This window comes from Campylobacter sp. S4:11 (genome assembly GCF_024723695.1).
Classification (GTDB): domain Bacteria; phylum Campylobacterota; class Campylobacteria; order Campylobacterales; family Campylobacteraceae; genus Campylobacter_D; species Campylobacter_D jejuni_C.
Genome location: NZ_JANQDC010000003.1, coordinates 57,093 through 75,145, shown reverse-complemented (window position 1 = coordinate 75,145; position 18,053 = coordinate 57,093). Strand labels below are relative to the sequence as shown.

Below are 18,053 nucleotides of genomic sequence, written 5' to 3'. Positions count from 1 at the left end.
AAATCGCATATAAAATAGCAACAAAAGAAGATTAGTAAAGGGATTTTATGAAATTATTATCATGGAATGTAAATGGCCTAAGGGCAATTTGTGATAAAAATGCACTTGATTGGATTGAAAAAGAAGAAATTGATTTTATAGGTTTCCAAGAAATCAAAGCACACGAGGATAAATTTCCAAAAAGAATTTATGAATATCCTTTTAAACATATGTATTCAAATAGCGCTAAAAGAGCAGGGTATTCAGGTGTAATGAGCTTGTGTAATTTTGATTGCGAAGTCAAAAAATGTGAGTTTTTTGATGATGATGAAGGCAGGGTTTTAGAGCATAGCTTTAAAAATGTAGTTTTGTTTAATATCTACTTTCCAAATGGCCAAAAAGATGAAGAGCGTTTGAACTTTAAAATGAAATTTTATAATGATTTTTTAGTGTATTTAGATAAACTTTTAAAAGAAGGTAAAGAAATCATTATCTGTGGAGATGTAAATACTGCTCACCGTGAGATAGATTTAACCCACCCAAAAGCTAATGAAAAAACTTCAGGTTTTTTACCGATTGAGCGTGCTTGGATAGATGATTTGCTAAAATTAGGCTTTATTGATACTTTTAGACATATAAATGGCGATGTTAAAGAAAAGTATTCGTGGTGGAGCTATAGAATGAAAGCAAGAGAAAGAAATGTAGGCTGGAGGATTGATTATTTTTTCATTTCTAATGGCTTAAAAGATAAGCTCAAAAATGCCTTCATAAGAGATGACATTTTTGGTTCAGATCATGCTCCTGTAGGGATAGAAATAGATATCTAAGATAAATGTTCAAATAAAATTTTAACCGCTAGTAAAATTAAAATCGTACCACCTAGAAATTCGGCTTTACTTTTGAGGTAAGTGCCGAATTTACTACCGATTTTTAAAGCTAGAACGCACATTATGAAAGTGATTACACCTATACATAACAATGCTATAAATAAATCTACCTTTAGAAAGGCAAAACTTACCCCAACAGCAAGCGCATCGATACTAGTGGCAATAGCAAGAGCTGTCATGGTTTTGAAATCAAATAAATTTGAATTTTCTTTACAACTATCCTTTTTGAAAGATTCTTGTATCATTTTACCACCTATAGCACCAAGAAGAATAAAAGCAATCCAATGGTCAATTTTTTCCACAAAAGAACCAAAAGAAGCCCCTAGGGTGTATCCAATAGCCGGCATTAAAGCCTGAAAGCCACCAAAATATAATCCAACTATTAAATAATGTCTTATTTTTAATTCTTTAGCACTAAAACCCTTACACAATGAGACCGCAAAAGCGTCTGCTGCTAAAGCAAAAGATAAAACAATTAAACTTAAAATATCCATTTTTTTCCTTGATTACTTAATAGGATGAAATTATATATTTTTATATAAAATAACAAATTAATTATTTATTAAGTAAAGTATAGATATAATTTTTATTTTATACTGTAAGTGGCCCATTCGTCTAGCGGTTAGGACATCGCCCTTTCACGGCGGTAACACGAGTTCGAGTCTCGTATGGGTCACCACTTCTTAATGCTATTTTCATTTTCATAGTTTTTGATAATCATTGTCATTTTTTACAAAAAGTTACATTGTTTTTGACAAATACTTTCTTATCTAATTTCTTTTATTTAAATTAAGTTAATTTTAAATTAATTACTATTAAATTTTTTAAAATTTTTATTAATTATTTTTAAATTTACATTGACTTCACAATTGTTTTTTAAAATGTACAAAAAAGGAGGATAAAATGTATAGACCTAAAAACAAAAACGAGTTAATGAATTTGGTGCACAATGAAAGAATTTCTTTAAGAGATATTGATGTATCTTTGATTGATGATTTTTCTTATGTGTTTTATTATTCTAAAAGATTAGATTTTTTAGGTATTGAACGTTGGGATGTTTCAAATGCCAAAGATATGTCTTATATGTTTTATTGTTGTGAAAATTTTAATGCAGATTTGTCGCGTTGGAATGTTTCTAATGTTGAAAATATGGCAAGTATGTTTTTTAATTGTAAAAATTTCAATCAAGATTTATCAAAATGGAATACACAAAGTCTAAAAGATATGTCTTATATGTTTTTCAATTGTGTTAGTTTTAACCATTCTTTATTGCACTGGAAAACTTCAAATGCAACCAGAATGGCACATTGCTTTGAAAACTGTCATGCGTATGAGCATAGTGTGGCAAATTGGGATGTGCAAAATGTAATAACCATGGCATATCTTTTCCATAATTGTAAAAATTTTCACCACGAGTTAGATGAATGGAACATCCAAAAAGATTGCAATACCCAAAAAATGTTTGGAAATCGTGGTCTTGATAAAATTTATACCGTAAAAGGTATAGAGCTAGAATAAACAAAATTCACACATTTTTTGTGTGAATTTTTCTTTTATCTTTTTAAGTTTTCCATCAACTTTTTGTACTAAACTTATCTTTTCAAAGTGCTGTTTTTCAGTATTTAGAGATTATTTTTTAGGAAAATTTCCATGAAAATAAAATTTATTATAAAAAGAGATAAGAGCCAAGTTGCATTTGATATTTTTAAAATCAAAAATGCTATTTTTAAAGCTAATATAAACTCCACAGATGAAAAATTAAATAAAGATTTTTTAGATAAACTTTGTGATGAGGTTGTGGCTTTACTTGATGAAAAACACATGCAAGTAGAGCAAATTCAAGATAAAGTCGAAGAAGTTTTAATCAAAAATGCCTTAGTCAATACCGCGAAATCTTATATTTTATACCGCCAAAAAAGAACACAAATTCGCAATGGTAGTTATGATTTACTTAGTTTGTATGATGATTTAACTTTCAAAGATTCTAAAGAAGCTGATTTAAAAAGAGAAAATGCTAATATTAATTCAGATAGCGCTATGGGTATGATGTTAAAATATGGTTCAGAAGGCGCAAAATACTATGTAGATGAGTGTATTTTGCCAAAGCATATCGCAAATGCACATAAAAATGGCGATATACATATACACGATAAAGACTTTTATATGCTAACACAAACTTGTTGTCAAATAGATTTGTTAAGGCTTTTTGAAAAGGGTTTTAGTACAGGGCATGGAAGTTTGCGTGAACCAAATGATATCAGATCTTATGCTTCTTTAGCTTGCATTGCCTTGCAAGCTAATCAAAATGAAATGCATGGAGGTCAGTCTATACCCAATTTTGATTTTGCTATGGCAAAAGGTGTGGCAAAGACTTTTCAAAAAGAGTATAAAAAGGCTATAAATGCTTTTTTTGAAATAAAATTAGAACAAAACTTAGATGAGCAATGCTTTGAAAATACTAATTTTCAAGTTTCAAGCGAAAAAGAATGCTTTAAAGAGCTTTTAAGGCTTGAGTTAAATAGCGATGAGAATTTTTTAAAACAAGCAAATGCTTATGCTTATAAAAGAGCATTAAAACAAACCCAAGATGCGACTTTTCAAGCTATGGAAGCTTTGGTGCATAATCTTAATACTATGAACTCAAGAGCAGGAGCTCAAGTGCCTTTTAGCACGCTAAATTATGGCACCGATACTTCTTTTGAAGGGCAAATGGTAATAGAAAATTTACTCAAAGCCACGATGAAAGGCTTAGGAAATGGTGAAACACCAATTTTTCCTGTGCAAATTTTTAAAGTAAAAGAAGGTATTAATTATAATGAAAAAGATCCAAACTACAAGCTTTTTAAACTCGCTATAGAATGTGCTTCTAAAAGACTTTTTCCAAATTTTAGCTTTTTAGATGCAAGCTTTAATGCAAAATACTATAAAAAAAATGATTACAATAGTGAAGTAGCTTATATGGGTTGTAGAACTAGGGTTATGGCAAATGTTTATGATGAGAGCAAAGAAATCACAAGCGGCAGGGGAAATTTAAGCTTTACAAGTATAAATCTTGTGCGTTTAGCCATAGAAGCCAAAGGAAATTTAGAGCTTTTTTACTCACTTTTAAAAGAAAAATTGGAGCTTGTGTATGAGCAATTACTTCATAGATATAAAATTCAAAGTCTAAAAAAGGTTAAAAATTTCCCATTTTTAATGGGCGAGGGAATTTGGATAGATTCAGATTCTTTAAAAGAAAATGATAGCGTAGAAAAAATCATAGCACACGGGACTTTAGCTATAGGTTATATAGGACTTTGTGAGAGTTTAATAGCTTTAGTAGGTTCTCATCATGGACAAAGTCAAGAAGCAAGGGAGCTTGGCTTACAAATCGTGCGTTTTATGCGTGAATTTGTCGATGAAAAAGCACTCAAAGATAAGCTTAATTTTTCACTCATAGCTACCCCGGCTGAAGGCTTAAGTGGAAGGTTTTTAAAGCTAGATCAAAAAAAATACGGCATTTTAAAAGGCATAACCGATAAAGAATTTTATACTAATTCTTTTCATATTCCTGTAGATTTTCCTATTAGTATATATGAAAAAATTCAAATAGAAGCCCCATATCATGAGTTAAATAATGGCGGGCATATTACTTATGTAGAATTAAACGGCGATGTGAGTAAGAATTTAGAAAGTTTTGAACGCATTATAAAATGTATGAAAGAAAGCAATATAGGCTATGGTTCGATTAATTTTCCACTAGATAGGGATCCGGTGTGTGGTTATAGTGGCGTGATAGATGAGTTTTGTCCAAAGTGTCATAGAAAAGAAGATGATATTAAATTTGAACGCATAAGAAGAATCACAGGCTATTTAGTAGGAACACTTGATCGTTTTAATGATGCTAAAAAAGCTGAAGTTTATGCAAGAATTAAACACGATTTTTCTTAGATTAGCTGGTGTTATAAAAGAATCCATAGTTGATGGCTATGGATTGCGTTATGTGATTTTTACTCAAGGCTGCCCTCATCATTGCAAAGGTTGTCATAATCCACAAACACATGATTTTAACAAAGGATATTTACAAGATTTAGCAAGTTTATATAATGATATTTGTAAAAATCCTTTACTCCAAGGTGTTACTTTTAGTGGCGGGGAGCCTTTTATGCAGGCAAAAAATTTAAGCATTCTAGCAAAGCATATCAAGGCTTTAGGACTTGATCTTACCATATATACAGGTTTTACTTATGAAGAGCTATTGCAAGAGCAAGCTATGAAAGAATTGCTCGTTTTGGCTGATGTTTTGATAGATGGGAAGTTTATTTTAGAGCAAAAAGATTTATCTTTAAAATTTAAAGGTAGTAAAAACCAACGCATTATTGATGTAGCAAAAAGCTTAGAGCAAGGAAAAGTAATACTTTTTGAAAAATAAAGAGTTGTTTAGTCTTTTTTAATTTAACTATGTTAGAATGTTATAAAATTTAAAAAGGAGAACAATATGTTTGAATTAAGAAAATTACCTTATGAAGCAGACGCTTTTGGAGATTTTTTAAGTGCAGAAACTTTCGCATTTCATCATGGCAAACACCATCAAACTTATGTAAATAACCTAAACAATCTTATTAAAGATACTGAATTTGCAGGAAAAGATTTAGTTTATATCATACAAAACTCAAATGGTGGAATTTTTAACAATGCTGCTCAAGTGTATAACCATGATTTTTATTTTGATTGCATTAAGCCAAAAACATGCTGTGGCTGTGGCTGTTCTTTAAGTGATGAGTTTAAAGCAGCGGTTGAAAAAGACTTTGGTTCTATGGAAAATCTAAAAGAAGAGTTTATCAAAGGCGCTACCGGAGTGTTTGGTTCTGGTTGGTTTTGGCTAGTTTATAACACTCAAAATCAAAAATTAGAGCTAGTTGGCACAAGTAATGCTGCTACACCTATCACCGAAGGTAAAATTCCACTTTTAGTAGTTGATGTATGGGAGCATGCTTATTATGTAGATCACCGTAATGCACGTCCTGCGTATTTAGAAAAATTCTACGCACATATTAACTGGGAATTTGTAGCAAAAGCTTATGAATGGGCTATCAAAGAAGGTATGAACTCAGTAAGCTTTTATGCAAACGAACTTCATCCACTAAACTAAAAATAAAATCTCTTAGGGTTTCTAAGAGATTTTACTCCAACACCACTCCCTCATTTAGCACAACTTCGCCTATTACATAAGCGTCTGAGCTTTCTAAAACTTTTCCTACATTAGATGGATCTACCACCATAACTAAGCCCACACCCATATTAAAGCTTCTATACATTTCAGCCTCTTCTACGCTTTGGCCTATTTGGTAAAAAATTTCAGGAGTTTTGAGATGATGTTTTCTGATGATAGCACCTATTCCTCTTGGGAAAACTCTAGGTAAATTCTCTACCAAACCACCGCCTGTTATATGAGCTAGTGCATTAATGAAAGGTTTTAATTTTAAAAAGTCTTTTACGTAAATTCTTGTAGGTTCAAGTAAGATATCGATTAAATTTTTACCATCTAGTTTATCATCAAACTTAAGCTTTTGTACTTCAAATAATACTTTTCTAGCTAAAGAATATCCATTAGAATGAAGTCCACTACTAGGCAAAGCTAGTAAAATATCTCCATTTTTGACAAAATTTCTTCTATCTATCTCATCTTTTTCAGCCATACCTACTGAAAAACCTGCTAAGTCAAAGTCATTGCTATGATACATGCCAGGCATTTCAGCAGTTTCTCCACCTATTAAGGCACAATTTGCTTTTTTACAACCATTAGCAATCCCTGCTACAACCTTTTTAGCTACTTCTACATCTAGTTTTGCAGTTGCATAATAGTCTAAAAAAAACAAAGGTGTAGCAAAATTACAAATTAAATCATTCACGCACATTGCTACTAAATCCTCACCTATTGTGTCAAATTTTTGACTATCAATAGCAAGGCGTAACTTCGTACCCACTCCATCTGTAGCTGCTAACATAACAGGATTTTTAAAACCACTTGGCATAGCAAAAGCACCAGAAAAAGAGCCTATACCACCTAAAACGTTTTCATTAAAAGTTTCTTTTACTAAAGGCTTGATTGCTTCTACAAAAGCATTACCATTATCTATACTTACGCCCGCATCTTCATAGCTTATATTCATTTATCTTCCTTTAAGAATTTAAAAGGTATTTTAGCTAAAAATGTTTTAAGGCTAAATTATGCAAAATGCTTATTTTGTAACTTCAAGTATAGCAGGTGGAAAGTCAAGCTTTATAAAAATAGTTCAAAATTTGGGTTTTGATACTTTAAGCGCAGATGTGATAGCTCATGAGCTTTTAAATGAAAATGCAAATTCCATAGCTAAGCTTTTTAATAATGATGATTTAATCATAGCAGGAAAAATAGATAGAAAAAAACTTGGTGCTATTGTATTTAATGATTTAAACGCCAAAAAAAAGTTAGAAGATTTTTTACATCCTAAAATCAAAGAAGAAATTTTACAAAAAGCTCAAATTTTAGATAAAAAAAACAAGGCTTTTTTTATAGAACTGCCTTTATTTTTTGAAAATAATCACTATCAGAATTTAGGAAAAAGTATATTGATTTATAGTCCAAAAGAACTTTTACTTCAAAGATTAATGCAAAGAGATAATTTAGATGAAAATGAAGCCTTAAAAAGAATTAATTTACAACTTGATATAGAAGAAAAACTAAAAAAAGCAGATTTTGTGATAAAAAATACTTCAGGTTATGAAAATTTTGAGAAAAATGTGCTAAATTTTTTAAAACACACTTTAAAGGTTGAAAAATGAAATTTTACAAGTACTGTGCTAGTGGGAATGATTTTGTGGTGTTTGCAGATAGCGAAAAGAAAGATCGCAGTGAATTAGCTAGAATTCTTTGTAATCGTTATGAGGGCATAGGCGCTGATGGACTTATAGTGGTAGTGCCTCATGATAGATATGATTTTGAATGGGAATTTTATAATTGTGATGGGAGTAAGGCAAGTATGTGTGGTAATGGATCACGCGCAGCAGCACATTTTGCTCATCATTATTTAAAAAAATCTCAATATTTAAATTTCTTAACCGGTGCAGGACTTATAAAATCTTTTGTTGATGATGATATGGTTGAAATCAAACTTAGCGGGGTAAAGGATATCAAAGAAGCCTTTGAATATAAGGGTAGAATTTGGCAAGGCTGTAATACCGGAGTTCCACATATAGTAACCTTTGTTGATGATTTAAATGAATTTGATGTCAATTTATGCAAAGAAGTGCGTAAAAAATATAATGCAAATGTTAATTTTGCTAAAGTGGAGGATGAAGAGTTTATAAGAGTTAGAACTTATGAGCGTGGGGTGGAAGATGAGACTTTAGCTTGTGGTACGGGCATGGGAGCTTGTTTTTACTTAGCGTATTTAAATCAAAAAGTAAAAGATGATATTTTGGTAAAGCCAAAAAGCAATGAAAGCTTGCATTTTAGATTAGAAGAGGATCAAATATTTTTTAGAGGAAAGGTGAAGTGCTGTTTTGAAGCTGATTATAATTTTACTTAGTAGTGTTTTATTTTTAAAAGCTGAATTTATAGCAGGTTTTGATGAGCATTATTATGCTTTAAGTATAAAAGAAAAGCGTGAGGTTTTTATAAAAAAAATCAATGCTTTACTAGATGTTTCTTTTAAAGAAATAGAAAAAGAAAAAGAATTTATAGATATTTTTTTTAAGGAAGCTTTAAAGAACAATTTTAGAAAGTTAAATTCTAATGCTGTGCAAAAACTATGGTCTTTAAAAGAAAAATATCGCGTTAAAAATTTATACGATCATAAAGAATACCAAATGCGTATTCAAAAAGTGCCAAAATCTTTAGCTATAGCTCAAGCTATTATTGAAAGTGCAACCGGCACAAGCCGTTTTGCTAAAGAAGCAAATAATTTATTTGGAGAATGGACTTGGGGTGAAAAAGGTTTGATTCCAAAAGAAAGAGGTGAAGGTAAAACGCATAAAATTCGTATATTTGATAGCTTGCAAGAAAGTGTGGATTCGTATTTGCTTAATTTAAATCGCCACGATGCTTATAAAGAATTCAGGGCTTGGCGGTGGAATATTATAAGTGAAAATAAAAAACTTGATGGTAAAGAAGCAGCAAGTCATTTAGAAAAATATTCAGAAATTAAAAGTAATTATACTAAGCTTATTGTTTCTATTATAGAACAACATAATCTTGATGAGTTAGATTAATTACCTAAAGCCCACTCATCAAAAGGTAAAATCATCACGCGCACCCCTTCAATGAAAAACTCATCTCTTTGTGAAAGCGTGATGATATAAATAGTTGAAAGTGCGAGCTGGTTTTTGCTAAGGATTTTTTTGACTTTTAAACTAAGTAAATCTTTATCTTTAAAGGGCGAGCATAAAAATGCATTTTTAAAACTTGGTAAGTAAAAATCAAAATTCTTGGTATAAAAAATTTCTTGCTTGAATTTAAATAACTCGCTTAAAATCAAATTTTCAAACAAAGCGCTAAAGTCTTTTTGTATACTTAGAGAATTTTTTAGCGAAAAGTCCCAAAAATATACTTTTTTTAAATTCTTTTCAAGATTTTTAACAAAATACAAAGTGTAGTTTGATTCTAGTTTTTCTATGCTTTTATATAAAGTATCTTTGGAAATTTTTATGGTGTTTTTTAAAGTTTTTAACAATTCATTAACGCTAAATTCGCTCCCAAGTTCTAAGGCAATTTGCTTGAGTATAGTTAGTTCTAATGGAGTATAAAAGCTTTTTAGGTATGATGAGTTTGTATTAGAATTATGGTTTAAAATTACATTGCGTCCTGTATGTAAAAAATAACTTACCATGGTTTTGGTGTCAGTGTATTTTTTATTTAAGCTTAAAAATTCTTCAAAGTCTAAATAATCTAAATGAAGTTCTTCAAAATAATCTAAATGAAAATTACTATCACACACGCTAAGTATAATTTGCAAATTAAGATGTTTTAAACTAGTAAAGTCAAAATCGTGAGCAAAATTACACAAAGCTAGAAATTTAATTTGTGGATTATAAGTTAAAAACGAATTTAAATTTACTAAAGCACTTGCTTGAAATTTCAAATCATCACAATCAATAAAAAGTATATTTTCTGCTTTATACAAAGATAAAAAATTTAAGATCAAATTTTTCTTACCACTTGCAAAACCACCTTTTATGATGATGTTTTTATGGGTTTGGATTTGAATTTTTCTTTCATCAAATTTTTGAAATTTTGGGTAATTATCATAAAAAAATTGTAGCGATTTCATAGATTTCTTTATACTAAATGGTGGAGCATAGCGGGTTCGAACCGCTGACCCCAACGCTGCCAGCGTTGTGCTCTCCCAGCTGAGCTAATGCCCCTTTAGATTTTGAAATCATACTATATCTTTTCTTAGATTTTCTTAATGTATAAAAAATCTTATAAATTTTATAAAATTTAATTTTTATCCTTTTTAAAAGGAAAATAATTAAAAAAAATGTATAAATTTCTTGACATAGCAAAGGCTCTTTTTATATAATCTCAACATCATTTTATATGGTGGTTAGATTCTTATGGGTCTAACGAGTTCTTTACAAAGGAAAAAATATGGAAAGAATCAGGCTTAAGCTAAAAGCTTATGACCACAGAGTTCTAGATCGCACAGTTGCAGCAATTGTAGAAGCTGTTAAAAGAACAGGTGCTGACATCAGAGGTCCAGTGCCAATGCCTACAAAAATCAAAAGATACACAGTTTTGAAATCTCCACACATCAATAAAGATTCACGCGAACAATTTGAGATGAGAATTCATGCTCGTATGCTTGATATTGTAGCAGCTACTCCAGATACAGTAGATTCACTCACTAAGCTTGACTTGGCTCCAGAGGTCAATGTTGAAGTAAGAGCTATGGGTAAATAAGGATAGAATATGGAATACATTGTAGAAAAAATTGGTATGAGTAGAACAATCAGCACACCAAGCATTCCTGTAACCTTACTTAAACTTGTTCAAACTAAAGTATGTGAAGTAGAAAATGGAAAAGCTTTGGTTGCTTATGTAAAAGGCAAAGCAAATAATAAATGCATTGCGGGTCAGCAAAAAAAATACAATCTTTCAGCTGAATATAATAGATTTGCTTCTTTAGAAGTAGCAAACACAGAAGCAGGTGATATTGATCTTAATCCTTTAAAAGAAGCTTCTATCTTAAAAGTAAGCTTTAATTCTAAAGGTAGAGGTTATAGTGGGGTTGTTAAAAGACACGGATTTGCCGGAGGTCCTGCAAGTCACGGTTCAAGATTCCACAGACGCCACGGATCAATCGGTAACCGCGAATGGCCAGGTCGTGTTCAACCAGGTATGAAAATGGCAGGTCATTATGGTAATGTAAAAGTTACTGTTAAAAATGAAGTAGTTTCATTTGATGAAGAAAATGGCATCTTAGTAGTAAAAGGTGCGGTACCAGGATTTAATGGTGCTATGGGTAAAATAAGGATTGCAAAATGAGTAAAGTAACTGTTTTAAATGATAAATTTGAAAAAGCTAGTGAACTCGATCTTCCAGCAAAATATGCAGAAGTTAATCCTCACAACCTTTATTTATATGTAAAATCTTATCTTGCTAGCCTTAGAGCAAACACAGCTCATACTAAAGGTAGAAGCGATGTAAGCGGTGGTGGTAAAAAACCATGGAGACAAAAAGGTCGTGGTGGTGCAAGAGCAGGTTCAACAAGAACGAATGTTTGGGTTGGTGGTGCTGTAGCATTTGGCCCTACAAACAATCGTAATTATTTCCAAAAAGTTAATAAAAAACAAAAACGCTTAGCGCTTGAAAGAGCATTGGCTGATAAAGCACAAAACAATGCATTATTCTCAGTAGATAGTTTAAGCATTGAAAGCGGTAAAACAAAAGATGCAAATGCAGTTATTAAAAAGCTTGGTTTAAAAGATGCTTTAATTGTAAAAGATTTACTAGATGAAAAAACACTTCTTGCTTTTAGAAACTTAGCAAATTGCTATGTAGTTGATATTAGCGAAGTAAATGCTTATTTAGTATCTGTATTTAATGCTGTTATCATTGAAAAAGCAGCGCTTGAATCTATCGTAAAAGAGGGTTAAAATGGCAGATATTACTGATATAAAAACAATACTTTACACTGAAAAAAGCTTAAACCTTCAAGAGCAAGGTGTTGTAGTTATTCAAACTTCTCCAAAAATGACTAAAAATGGTTTAAAAGAAGTTTTAAGAGAATATTTTGGTGTAACTCCAGTAAGAATTAATTCTTTAAAAATGGATGGAAAAGTAAAGCGTTTTAGAGGTCGTGAAGGTCAAAGAAATAGCTTTAAAAAATTCTATGTTAAGCTACCAGAAGGTGTGAGCTTAGAAAGTTCGGAGGCATAAGATGGCAATTAAAACTTATAAACCATATACTCCAAGTAGAAGATACATCACAGGTGTAAGCTCTGATGATATCACAGCAAAAGCTAGTGTGCGTTCATTACTTGTAAAACTTCCAGCTCATGCAGGTCGTAACAATAATGGTAGAATCACAAGCCGTCATAAAGAAGCAGGTGCTAAAAAACTTTACAGAATTATAGATTTTAAAAGAAGAAAATTTGGTATTGAAGGTAAAGTTGAAGCAATCGAGTATGATCCATACAGAAATTGTCGTATTGCATTAATCTCTTATAGAGATGGTGAAAAAAGATACATCTTACAACCAAAAGGTTTAAGCGTTGGTGATGTTATTTGTGCTGCTGAAAGCGGACTTGACATTAAGCCAGGTAATGCAATGAAATTAAGAAACATCCCAGTGGGTACTATCGTACATAATATCGAGTTAAAACCGGGCAAAGGTGGACAAATGATCCGTTCAGCGGGTGCTTATGCTCAATTAATGGGTAAAGAAGAAAAATATGTTATCTTAAGACTTGCAAGTGGTGAAATGAGACAAGTTTTAGCTGAATGTATGGCAAGTATCGGTGAAGTTGGTAATGAAGAATGGTCAAATGTGACTATCGGTAAAGCAGGAAGAAACCGCCATAGAGGTATTCGTCCTCAAACAAGAGGTTCTGCGATGAACCCAGTTGATCACCCGCACGGTGGGGGTGAAGGTAAGAAAAATTCAGGCCGTCATCCAGTTACTCCATGGGGTAAACCAACTAAAGGTGCTAAAACTCGCCGTAAAAAAGCTAGCGATAAGCTAATAATTTCAAGAAGAAAAGGAAAGTAAGATGGCTAGGTCACTAAAAAAAGGTCCTTTTGTTGATGACCATGTAATGAAAAAAGTCATCGCTGCTAAAAAAGCTAACGATGGTAAGCCAATTAAAACTTGGTCAAGACGCAGCACTATTATACCTGATATGATAGGTTTAACTTTTAATGTTCATAATGGAAAAAGCTTTATCCCAGTATATATTACTGAAAATCATATCGGTTACAAATTAGGTGAATTTGCACCTACTAGAACATTTAAGGGTCATAAAGGCTCTGTTCAGAAAAAAATAGGTAAGTAAGGGAGATTTATGAGTAGAGCGTTAATTAAATTCATAAGATTATCTCCAACTAAAGCGAGATTGATTGCTAGAGAAGTTCAAGGTATGAATGCAGAGCTTGCATTAGCTAGTTTGAAATTTATGCCAAATAAAGGTGCTAAATTTATAGCAAATGCTATTTCAAGTGCTGTAGCAAATGGCGGATTTGAAGCAAATGAAGTTGTTGTTTCAAGTTGTCGTGTTGATGCTGGTGCGGTTTTAAAAAGATTTAGACCAAGAGCTAGAGGAAGTGCTAGTCGTATTAGAAAGCCAACTTCACACATTTTGGTAGAAGTTAGTAAAGTAGAAGCAAGTGCTGAAAAAACTACAAAAGCTAAAAAAGCATCAGTGAAAAAGGAAAGCTAATATGGGACAAAAAGTAAATCCGATTGGTTTAAGACTAGGAATTAATAGAAATTGGGAATCAAGATGGTTTCCTACAAAAGCTAATTTAGCAGAAAATATTGGTGAAGATTATAAAATCAGAACATTTTTAAAAAGAAAACTTTATTATGCAGGAATTAGCCAAATTCTTGTAGAAAGAACAGCGAAAAAATTAAGAGTAACTGTTGTAGCTGCAAGACCAGGGATTATTATTGGTAAAAAAGGTAGTGATGTTGATATTTTAAGAAAAGAACTTCAAGATTTAATCAAAAAAGAAGTTAATATCAATATCAAAGAAGAAAGAAAAGCGGGTGCTTCAGCTCAGCTTGCAGCTGAAAGTGTTGCTACTCAACTTGAAAAAAGAATTGCTTTTAGAAGAGCAATGAAAAAAGTAATTCAAGGAGCGCAAAAAGCAGGTGCTAAAGGGATTAAAGTTTCAGTTTCAGGCCGTTTAGGTGGTGCTGAAATGGCAAGAACTGAATGGTACCTAGAAGGTCGTGTTCCACTTCACACTTTAAGAGCAAAAATTGATTACGGTTTTGCAGAAGCACATACTACTTATGGAAATATAGGTATCAAAGTGTGGATCTTCAAAGGTGAAGTTTTACAAAAGGGTGTTCAACCTGAAAAAACCGAAGAAAACGCTCCAGCTAAAAAAACTAGAAGAGCAAGAAGAGGTAAATAATCATGTTAATGCCAAAAAGAACAAAATATCGTAAAATGATGAAAGGGCGTAACAGAGGTTATGCCAACAGAGGGACTGAATTTACTTTTGGTGATTTTGCCCTAAAAGCAACTGAAGCTGGCCGTATCAATTCACGCCAAATCGAAGCAGCTCGTATTGCTTTAACTCGTTTTGTAAAAAGACAAGGTAAAACTTGGATTAGAGTTTTCCCAGATAAACCTTTAACTAAAAAACCTTTAGAAACTCGTATGGGTAAAGGTAAAGGTGCAGTTGAGGAATGGGTAATGAACATTAAACCAGGTCGTATCATTTATGAAATGGCAGGGGTTAATGAAGAAATGGCAAGACAAGCTTTAACTTTAGCGATGCACAAATTGCCATTTAAAACTAAGTTTGTTACAAGAGAGAGCCAAAATGAAATATACTGAGATTAAAGATAAAACAGCAGGTGAGCTTGCAACAATGCTAAAAGAAAAAAAGGTGCTTTTATTTACTTTAAGACAAAAGCTAAAAACAATGCAGCTAACTAATCCTAAAGAGATTAGCGAAGTTAAAAAAGACATCGCTAGAATCAATACTGCAATTAGCGCTTTAAAATAAGGATAGAAAATGGCATTTAAAAGAGAAATTCAAGGCGTTGTTGTTCAAATTGCTGGAGATAAAACAGCAACAATTTTGGTTGAAAGAAAAGTGGTTCACCCAAAATACAGAAAAATCGTAAAACGCTTTAAAAAATATTTAATTCATGATGAAAGAAATGAACTTAAAGTGGGAAATACTGTAGTTGCTATTGAATGTAGACCACTTTCTAAGAGAAAATCATTTCGCTTAAAAACTATAGTATCAGCAGGAGTTGAGTAATGATTCAAAGTTTTACTAGGCTTGCAGTTGCTGATAATAGCGGTGCAAAAGAATTAATGTGTATTAAGGTTTTAGGTGGTAGTAAAAGAAGATACGCTACTGTTGGTGATGTAATCGTTGCATCTGTAAAAAAAGCTCTACCAAATGGTAAAGTTAAAAAAGGTCAAGTAGTAAAAGCAGTTATTGTTAGAACTAAAAAAGAAATTCATAGAGATAATGGTTCTTTAATTCGTTTTGATGAAAATGCAGCAGTTATTCTTGATGCTAAAAGAGAGCCTATCGGAACGCGTATTTTTGGACCAGTAGGTCGTGAAGTAAGATATGGTGGCTTTATGAAAATTGTTTCACTAGCACCGGAGGTGTTGTAATGAAATTAAAAATTAAAAAGAATGATATGGTAAAAGTTATCGCAGGTGATGACAAAGGCAAAACAGGTAAAGTTTTAGCAGTATTCCCTAAAACAAATAAAGTAATTGTTGAAGGTTGTAAAATCGCTAAAAAAGCTGTTAAGCCAAGTGATAAAAATCCAAATGGCGGTTTTATCAACAAAGAAATGCCAATGGATATTTCAAATGTAGCAAAGGCAGGAGAATAAGATGATGAGATTGAAAGAAAAATATACTCAAAATATCAAACCTGCTTTAGTAAAAGAATTTGATATCAAAAATCCTATGCTTATTCCTTTTATTGAAAAAGTTGTAATCAGCGTAGGTGCTGGGGAATTAGCAAAAGATCAAAAAGTATTACAAAATGTTGCAGATACTATTTCATTGATCGCTGGACAAAAAGCAGTTATCACAAAAGCTAAAAAATCAGTTGCTGGTTTTAAAGTGAGAGAAGGCTTCCCAGTAGGTGTAATGGTAACATTAAGAAAAGACAATATGTATGCTTTCTTAGATAAGCTTATTACTATAGCTCTTCCTCGTGTTAAAGACTTTAGAGGTCTTCCAAGAGATGGTTTTGATGGAAGAGGAAACTATAACTTTGGTTTAGATGAGCAGTTAATGTTCCCAGAAGTTGAATATGATAAAATCTTAAGAACTCATGGTATGAACATTTCTATCGTTACAACAGCAAAATCAGATAAAGAGGCACAAAAATTATTAGAGTTATTTGGCGTGCCATTTGCAAAAGGAAAGTAATATGGCTAAAAAATCAATGATTGCAAAAGCTGCCCGCAAACCTAAATTTAGCGTTAGAGGGTATACTAGATGCCAAATTTGTGGAAGACCACATTCAGTTTATAGAGATTTTGGGATTTGCAGAGTTTGCTTAAGAAAAATGGCAAATGAAGGTTTAATTCCTGGTCTTAAAAAAGCAAGTTGGTAAGAGGAAAGAACCATGATAAATGATTTAATTTCAGATTCACTAACAAGAATTAGAAATGCAGGGATGAGAAGATTAGAAACTACTCAACTTTTGCATTCTAAAGTTATCGAAGCTTTACTTGGAATTTTCCAAGCTAAAGGCTATATTGAAAGCTTTAATGTTATTGAAGAGGATAAAAAGAAATTCATCAATGTAGTTTTAAAATATGATGAAAAAGGTAAAAGCGTAATTAACGAAGTTAAGCGTATTTCTAAACCTGGTCGTCGTGTTTATAAAGGCAAAGATGAGATCAAAAGATTTAAAAACGGTTATGGTACTATCGTAGTAAGCACTTCAAAAGGTGTTTTAGCTAACGACGAAGCTTACAAAGCAGGCGTTGGTGGCGAAGTTTTATGTACTATTTGGTAAGAGTTTCTACTTTTTATGGTATTCGGTATCCATTCTTATAAAGTAGTCATATCGTAGACAAGTAAAAAGGAAAAATGAATGTCTCGTATAGGTAAACAACCAGTTGCTATTCCAAGTGGAGTAGAAGTAAAATTAGAAGGTAACTTGCTAAAATTCAAAAAAGGAAATTTAGCAAAAGAGCTTGATACAAAAGCAAATGTTAATGTTGAGATTAAAGAAGGACAAATTCTTTTCTCTCCTAAAGGTGAAGATAGACAAAGTAGAGCTTATTGGGGAACTTATAGAGCTTTAGCTCAAAACATCATCATCGGTTTAACTGATGGTTTTAGCAAAACTTTAGAAATCAACGGTGTTGGTTATAAAGCTGCGTTAAAAGGTAAAGTTCTTGAACTTGCTTTAGGTTTTTCTCATCCTATCAACTATGCTATTCCAGAAGGCATAGAAATTACTGTTGATAAAAACAATGTTATTATCAAAGGTAGTGATAAACAAGTGGTAGGTCAAGTTGCTGCTCAAATTCGTGAATTTAGACCACCTGAGCCTTACAAAGGAAAAGGTGTTAAATATTCAGATGAGCGTATTATCCGCAAAGCTGGTAAGACATCTAAGAAGTAAGGATAGAATATGAGAGCAAATGTATTAAAAAGAAAAATATCTTTAAGAATTAAAAGAAAAAAAAGAATTAGAGCAAAAATTTCAGGAACACAAGCTCTTCCAAGAGTTTCTGTTTTCAAATCAAACAGAACTTTATATATCCAAGCTATCGATGATGTTAAAGCAGTAACTTTAGCAGCAGTAGATGGAAGAAAAATTGGTGTTAAAGCAAATAAAGAAGGTGCTAAAAAAATAGCAGCTGAATTTGCAAAAGTTTTAAAAGCTAAAAACATAGAAGAAGCAGTGTTTGATAGAAATGGTTATTTATACCATGGTGTGATTGCAGCATTAGCTGAAGCACTAAGAGAAAACGGAATCAAACTATAACCCAA

The 18,053-nt window shown here is 32.0% G+C and carries 29 protein-coding genes and 2 tRNA genes; 27 read left to right on the top strand and 4 right to left on the bottom strand.

Annotated elements, in window-relative coordinates; genetic code table 11:
• Positions 1 to 47: 47 nt before the first annotated feature.
• On the top strand, positions 48 to 806 hold the full coding sequence (locus tag CAMP5053_RS01680) for an exodeoxyribonuclease III (protein ID WP_039617114.1): 759 nt from the start codon (positions 48 to 50) through the stop codon (positions 804 to 806).
• On the opposite strand, the gene CAMP5053_RS01675 is transcribed toward CAMP5053_RS01680, so the two are convergent.
• The gene (locus CAMP5053_RS01675) at positions 803 to 1,360 is read right to left on the bottom strand and encodes a manganese efflux pump MntP (RefSeq protein ID WP_214100140.1); all 558 of its coding nucleotides are present in this window, start codon (positions 1,358 to 1,360) and stop codon (positions 803 to 805) included. The two genes, CAMP5053_RS01680 and CAMP5053_RS01675, sit on opposite strands and share 4 nt — an antisense overlap.
• 110 nt (positions 1,361 to 1,470) lie before the next feature.
• Here CAMP5053_RS01675 and CAMP5053_RS01670 point away from each other — a divergent pair.
• The 5 genes from CAMP5053_RS01670 (at position 1,471) to sodB (ending at position 5,997) form a co-directional block, all read left to right on the top strand.
• Positions 1,471 to 1,545 (top strand) — tRNA-Glu (locus tag CAMP5053_RS01670).
• Between the two features lie 224 nt (positions 1,546 to 1,769).
• Entirely contained in the window at positions 1,770 to 2,384 is a 615-nt protein-coding gene (locus CAMP5053_RS01665; RefSeq protein ID WP_087700802.1) for a BspA family leucine-rich repeat surface protein, read from the top strand.
• A gap of 132 nt (positions 2,385 to 2,516) precedes the next feature.
• Entirely contained in the window at positions 2,517 to 4,796 is a 2,280-nt protein-coding gene (locus CAMP5053_RS01660) for an anaerobic ribonucleoside triphosphate reductase (RefSeq protein WP_337217150.1), read from the top strand.
• On the top strand, positions 4,768 to 5,277 hold the full coding sequence (gene nrdG / locus CAMP5053_RS01655) for an anaerobic ribonucleoside-triphosphate reductase activating protein (protein ID WP_337217149.1): 510 nt from the start codon (positions 4,768 to 4,770) through the stop codon (positions 5,275 to 5,277). Before CAMP5053_RS01660 ends, nrdG begins: the two co-directional genes overlap by 29 nt.
• A gap of 66 nt (positions 5,278 to 5,343) precedes the next feature.
• A complete protein-coding gene (gene sodB, locus CAMP5053_RS01650; protein ID WP_087700800.1) occupies positions 5,344 to 5,997 on the top strand; it encodes a superoxide dismutase [Fe] in 654 nt (217 codons plus the stop codon).
• Between the two features lie 31 nt (positions 5,998 to 6,028).
• On the opposite strand, the gene purM is transcribed toward sodB, so the two are convergent.
• The gene (gene purM, locus CAMP5053_RS01645) at positions 6,029 to 7,018 is read right to left on the bottom strand and encodes a phosphoribosylformylglycinamidine cyclo-ligase (RefSeq protein ID WP_214135743.1); all 990 of its coding nucleotides are present in this window, start codon (positions 7,016 to 7,018) and stop codon (positions 6,029 to 6,031) included.
• A gap of 58 nt (positions 7,019 to 7,076) precedes the next feature.
• On the opposite strand from purM, the gene coaE reads away from it, so the two are divergent.
• Genes coaE through CAMP5053_RS01630 form a run of 3 tightly spaced genes read left to right on the top strand, consistent with a single transcriptional unit; the run spans position 7,077 to position 9,098 of the window.
• Positions 7,077 to 7,670, top strand: a complete 594-nt coding sequence (gene coaE / locus CAMP5053_RS01640; RefSeq protein ID WP_261529875.1) for a dephospho-CoA kinase — start codon at positions 7,077 to 7,079, stop codon at positions 7,668 to 7,670.
• Positions 7,667 to 8,416, top strand: coding sequence for a diaminopimelate epimerase (dapF, locus tag CAMP5053_RS01635; RefSeq protein WP_214100135.1), 750 nt, complete (start codon positions 7,667 to 7,669; stop codon positions 8,414 to 8,416). Before coaE ends, dapF begins: the two co-directional genes overlap by 4 nt.
• Entirely contained in the window at positions 8,391 to 9,098 is a 708-nt protein-coding gene (locus tag CAMP5053_RS01630) for a glucosaminidase domain-containing protein (protein WP_087700796.1), read from the top strand. Before dapF ends, CAMP5053_RS01630 begins: the two co-directional genes overlap by 26 nt.
• Here the strand turns inward: CAMP5053_RS01630 and CAMP5053_RS01625 are convergent.
• Together CAMP5053_RS01625 and CAMP5053_RS01620 are read right to left on the bottom strand one after the other, a co-directional pair.
• Positions 9,095 to 10,156 carry an ATP-binding protein gene (locus CAMP5053_RS01625; protein ID WP_337217148.1) on the bottom strand — a complete coding sequence of 354 codons (1,062 nt, stop codon included), beginning with the start codon at positions 10,154 to 10,156 and terminating at the stop codon, positions 9,095 to 9,097. The genes CAMP5053_RS01630 and CAMP5053_RS01625 overlap by 4 nt on opposite strands.
• A gap of 18 nt (positions 10,157 to 10,174) precedes the next feature.
• Positions 10,175 to 10,250, bottom strand: a tRNA-Ala gene (locus CAMP5053_RS01620).
• A 226-nt stretch (positions 10,251 to 10,476) separates the two neighbouring features.
• Here CAMP5053_RS01620 and rpsJ point away from each other — a divergent pair.
• From rpsJ to rplR, 18 genes are all read left to right on the top strand, one after another.
• Entirely contained in the window at positions 10,477 to 10,788 is a 312-nt protein-coding gene (gene rpsJ, locus CAMP5053_RS01615; protein WP_012660810.1) for a 30S ribosomal protein S10, read from the top strand.
• A gap of 9 nt (positions 10,789 to 10,797) precedes the next feature.
• A complete protein-coding gene (gene rplC, locus CAMP5053_RS01610; protein WP_012660811.1) occupies positions 10,798 to 11,373 on the top strand; it encodes a 50S ribosomal protein L3 in 576 nt (191 codons plus the stop codon).
• Positions 11,370 to 11,984, top strand: coding sequence for a 50S ribosomal protein L4 (gene rplD, locus CAMP5053_RS01605; protein WP_039617137.1), 615 nt, complete (start codon positions 11,370 to 11,372; stop codon positions 11,982 to 11,984). The genes rplC and rplD overlap by 4 nt, the downstream gene beginning before the upstream one ends.
• Position 11,985: 1 nt before the next feature.
• Positions 11,986 to 12,267 (top strand): 50S ribosomal protein L23, encoded by a 282-nt coding sequence (locus CAMP5053_RS01600; RefSeq protein ID WP_039617139.1) that lies wholly within the window; start codon positions 11,986 to 11,988, stop codon positions 12,265 to 12,267.
• A gap of 1 nt (position 12,268) precedes the next feature.
• Positions 12,269 to 13,099, top strand: coding sequence for a 50S ribosomal protein L2 (gene rplB / locus CAMP5053_RS01595; RefSeq protein WP_039625087.1), 831 nt, complete (start codon positions 12,269 to 12,271; stop codon positions 13,097 to 13,099).
• 1 nt (position 13,100) lies between these two features.
• Complete coding sequence (gene rpsS / locus CAMP5053_RS01590) at positions 13,101 to 13,382, top strand: 30S ribosomal protein S19 (protein WP_039664929.1); 282 nt, start codon at positions 13,101 to 13,103, stop codon at positions 13,380 to 13,382.
• A 9-nt stretch (positions 13,383 to 13,391) separates the two neighbouring features.
• A complete protein-coding gene (rplV, locus tag CAMP5053_RS01585; RefSeq protein ID WP_039617143.1) occupies positions 13,392 to 13,766 on the top strand; it encodes a 50S ribosomal protein L22 in 375 nt (124 codons plus the stop codon).
• 1 nt (position 13,767) lies between these two features.
• The gene (gene rpsC, locus CAMP5053_RS01580) at positions 13,768 to 14,469 is read left to right on the top strand and encodes a 30S ribosomal protein S3 (RefSeq protein ID WP_039617145.1); all 702 of its coding nucleotides are present in this window, start codon (positions 13,768 to 13,770) and stop codon (positions 14,467 to 14,469) included.
• A 2-nt stretch (positions 14,470 to 14,471) separates the two neighbouring features.
• Positions 14,472 to 14,897, top strand: coding sequence for a 50S ribosomal protein L16 (rplP, locus tag CAMP5053_RS01575; protein WP_012660818.1), 426 nt, complete (start codon positions 14,472 to 14,474; stop codon positions 14,895 to 14,897).
• Positions 14,884 to 15,069 (top strand): 50S ribosomal protein L29, encoded by a 186-nt coding sequence (gene rpmC / locus CAMP5053_RS01570; RefSeq protein WP_012660819.1) that lies wholly within the window; start codon positions 14,884 to 14,886, stop codon positions 15,067 to 15,069. The genes rplP and rpmC overlap by 14 nt, the downstream gene beginning before the upstream one ends.
• 9 nt (positions 15,070 to 15,078) lie before the next feature.
• On the top strand, positions 15,079 to 15,330 hold the full coding sequence (rpsQ, locus tag CAMP5053_RS01565; RefSeq protein WP_039617148.1) for a 30S ribosomal protein S17: 252 nt from the start codon (positions 15,079 to 15,081) through the stop codon (positions 15,328 to 15,330).
• The gene (rplN, locus tag CAMP5053_RS01560; RefSeq protein ID WP_012660821.1) at positions 15,330 to 15,698 is read left to right on the top strand and encodes a 50S ribosomal protein L14; all 369 of its coding nucleotides are present in this window, start codon (positions 15,330 to 15,332) and stop codon (positions 15,696 to 15,698) included. The genes rpsQ and rplN overlap by 1 nt, the downstream gene beginning before the upstream one ends.
• A complete protein-coding gene (rplX, locus tag CAMP5053_RS01555; protein WP_012660822.1) occupies positions 15,698 to 15,925 on the top strand; it encodes a 50S ribosomal protein L24 in 228 nt (75 codons plus the stop codon). The genes rplN and rplX overlap by 1 nt, the downstream gene beginning before the upstream one ends.
• Position 15,926: 1 nt before the next feature.
• Positions 15,927 to 16,472, top strand: a complete 546-nt coding sequence (rplE, locus tag CAMP5053_RS01550; RefSeq protein ID WP_012660823.1) for a 50S ribosomal protein L5 — start codon at positions 15,927 to 15,929, stop codon at positions 16,470 to 16,472.
• A 1-nt stretch (position 16,473) separates the two neighbouring features.
• On the top strand, positions 16,474 to 16,659 hold the full coding sequence (locus tag CAMP5053_RS01545) for a type Z 30S ribosomal protein S14 (RefSeq protein WP_012660824.1): 186 nt from the start codon (positions 16,474 to 16,476) through the stop codon (positions 16,657 to 16,659).
• A 12-nt stretch (positions 16,660 to 16,671) separates the two neighbouring features.
• Positions 16,672 to 17,067, top strand: a complete 396-nt coding sequence (gene rpsH / locus CAMP5053_RS01540; protein WP_039617152.1) for a 30S ribosomal protein S8 — start codon at positions 16,672 to 16,674, stop codon at positions 17,065 to 17,067.
• Positions 17,068 to 17,145: 78 nt separating this feature from the next.
• Positions 17,146 to 17,682 (top strand): 50S ribosomal protein L6, encoded by a 537-nt coding sequence (gene rplF, locus CAMP5053_RS01535; protein ID WP_039617154.1) that lies wholly within the window; start codon positions 17,146 to 17,148, stop codon positions 17,680 to 17,682.
• 9 nt (positions 17,683 to 17,691) lie between these two features.
• Positions 17,692 to 18,048 carry a 50S ribosomal protein L18 gene (rplR, locus tag CAMP5053_RS01530; RefSeq protein ID WP_039617157.1) on the top strand — a complete coding sequence of 119 codons (357 nt, stop codon included), beginning with the start codon at positions 17,692 to 17,694 and terminating at the stop codon, positions 18,046 to 18,048.
• Positions 18,049 to 18,053: the final 5 nt, after the last annotated feature.

Excerpts from the sequence above, each read along its gene's own strand:
- rplR (WP_039617157.1), top strand. The coding sequence starts at position 17,692 with ATGAGAGCAAATGTATTAAAAAGAAAAATATCTTTAAGAATTAAAAGA.
- rpsH (WP_039617152.1), top strand. The coding sequence starts at position 16,672 with ATGATAAATGATTTAATTTCAGATTCACTAACAAGAATTAGAAATGCA.
- purM (WP_214135743.1), bottom strand. The coding sequence starts at position 7,018 with ATGAATATAAGCTATGAAGATGCGGGCGTAAGTATAGATAATGGTAAT.
- CAMP5053_RS01625 (WP_337217148.1), bottom strand. The coding sequence starts at position 10,156 with ATGAAATCGCTACAATTTTTTTATGATAATTACCCAAAATTTCAAAAA.
- rpsJ (WP_012660810.1), top strand. The coding sequence starts at position 10,477 with ATGGAAAGAATCAGGCTTAAGCTAAAAGCTTATGACCACAGAGTTCTA.
- rplX (WP_012660822.1), top strand. The coding sequence starts at position 15,698 with ATGAAATTAAAAATTAAAAAGAATGATATGGTAAAAGTTATCGCAGGT.
- rpsC (WP_039617145.1), top strand. The coding sequence starts at position 13,768 with ATGGGACAAAAAGTAAATCCGATTGGTTTAAGACTAGGAATTAATAGA.
- CAMP5053_RS01665 (WP_087700802.1), top strand. The coding sequence starts at position 1,770 with ATGTATAGACCTAAAAACAAAAACGAGTTAATGAATTTGGTGCACAAT.
- rplB (WP_039625087.1), top strand. The coding sequence starts at position 12,269 with ATGGCAATTAAAACTTATAAACCATATACTCCAAGTAGAAGATACATC.
- nrdG (WP_337217149.1), top strand. The coding sequence starts at position 4,768 with ATGCAAGAATTAAACACGATTTTTCTTAGATTAGCTGGTGTTATAAAA.
- dapF (WP_214100135.1), top strand. The coding sequence starts at position 7,667 with ATGAAATTTTACAAGTACTGTGCTAGTGGGAATGATTTTGTGGTGTTT.
- CAMP5053_RS01545 (WP_012660824.1), top strand. The coding sequence starts at position 16,474 with ATGGCTAAAAAATCAATGATTGCAAAAGCTGCCCGCAAACCTAAATTT.
- sodB (WP_087700800.1), top strand. The coding sequence starts at position 5,344 with ATGTTTGAATTAAGAAAATTACCTTATGAAGCAGACGCTTTTGGAGAT.
- CAMP5053_RS01600 (WP_039617139.1), top strand. The coding sequence starts at position 11,986 with ATGGCAGATATTACTGATATAAAAACAATACTTTACACTGAAAAAAGC.
- rplC (WP_012660811.1), top strand. The coding sequence starts at position 10,798 with ATGGAATACATTGTAGAAAAAATTGGTATGAGTAGAACAATCAGCACA.
- rpsQ (WP_039617148.1), top strand. The coding sequence starts at position 15,079 with ATGGCATTTAAAAGAGAAATTCAAGGCGTTGTTGTTCAAATTGCTGGA.
- rpsS (WP_039664929.1), top strand. The coding sequence starts at position 13,101 with ATGGCTAGGTCACTAAAAAAAGGTCCTTTTGTTGATGACCATGTAATG.
- rpmC (WP_012660819.1), top strand. The coding sequence starts at position 14,884 with ATGAAATATACTGAGATTAAAGATAAAACAGCAGGTGAGCTTGCAACA.
- CAMP5053_RS01680 (WP_039617114.1), top strand. The coding sequence starts at position 48 with ATGAAATTATTATCATGGAATGTAAATGGCCTAAGGGCAATTTGTGAT.
- rplN (WP_012660821.1), top strand. The coding sequence starts at position 15,330 with ATGATTCAAAGTTTTACTAGGCTTGCAGTTGCTGATAATAGCGGTGCA.
- rplD (WP_039617137.1), top strand. The coding sequence starts at position 11,370 with ATGAGTAAAGTAACTGTTTTAAATGATAAATTTGAAAAAGCTAGTGAA.
- rplF (WP_039617154.1), top strand. The coding sequence starts at position 17,146 with ATGTCTCGTATAGGTAAACAACCAGTTGCTATTCCAAGTGGAGTAGAA.
- rplP (WP_012660818.1), top strand. The coding sequence starts at position 14,472 with ATGTTAATGCCAAAAAGAACAAAATATCGTAAAATGATGAAAGGGCGT.
- CAMP5053_RS01675 (WP_214100140.1), bottom strand. The coding sequence starts at position 1,360 with ATGGATATTTTAAGTTTAATTGTTTTATCTTTTGCTTTAGCAGCAGAC.
- rplE (WP_012660823.1), top strand. The coding sequence starts at position 15,927 with ATGATGAGATTGAAAGAAAAATATACTCAAAATATCAAACCTGCTTTA.
- rplV (WP_039617143.1), top strand. The coding sequence starts at position 13,392 with ATGAGTAGAGCGTTAATTAAATTCATAAGATTATCTCCAACTAAAGCG.
- CAMP5053_RS01660 (WP_337217150.1), top strand. The coding sequence starts at position 2,517 with ATGAAAATAAAATTTATTATAAAAAGAGATAAGAGCCAAGTTGCATTT.
- coaE (WP_261529875.1), top strand. The coding sequence starts at position 7,077 with ATGCAAAATGCTTATTTTGTAACTTCAAGTATAGCAGGTGGAAAGTCA.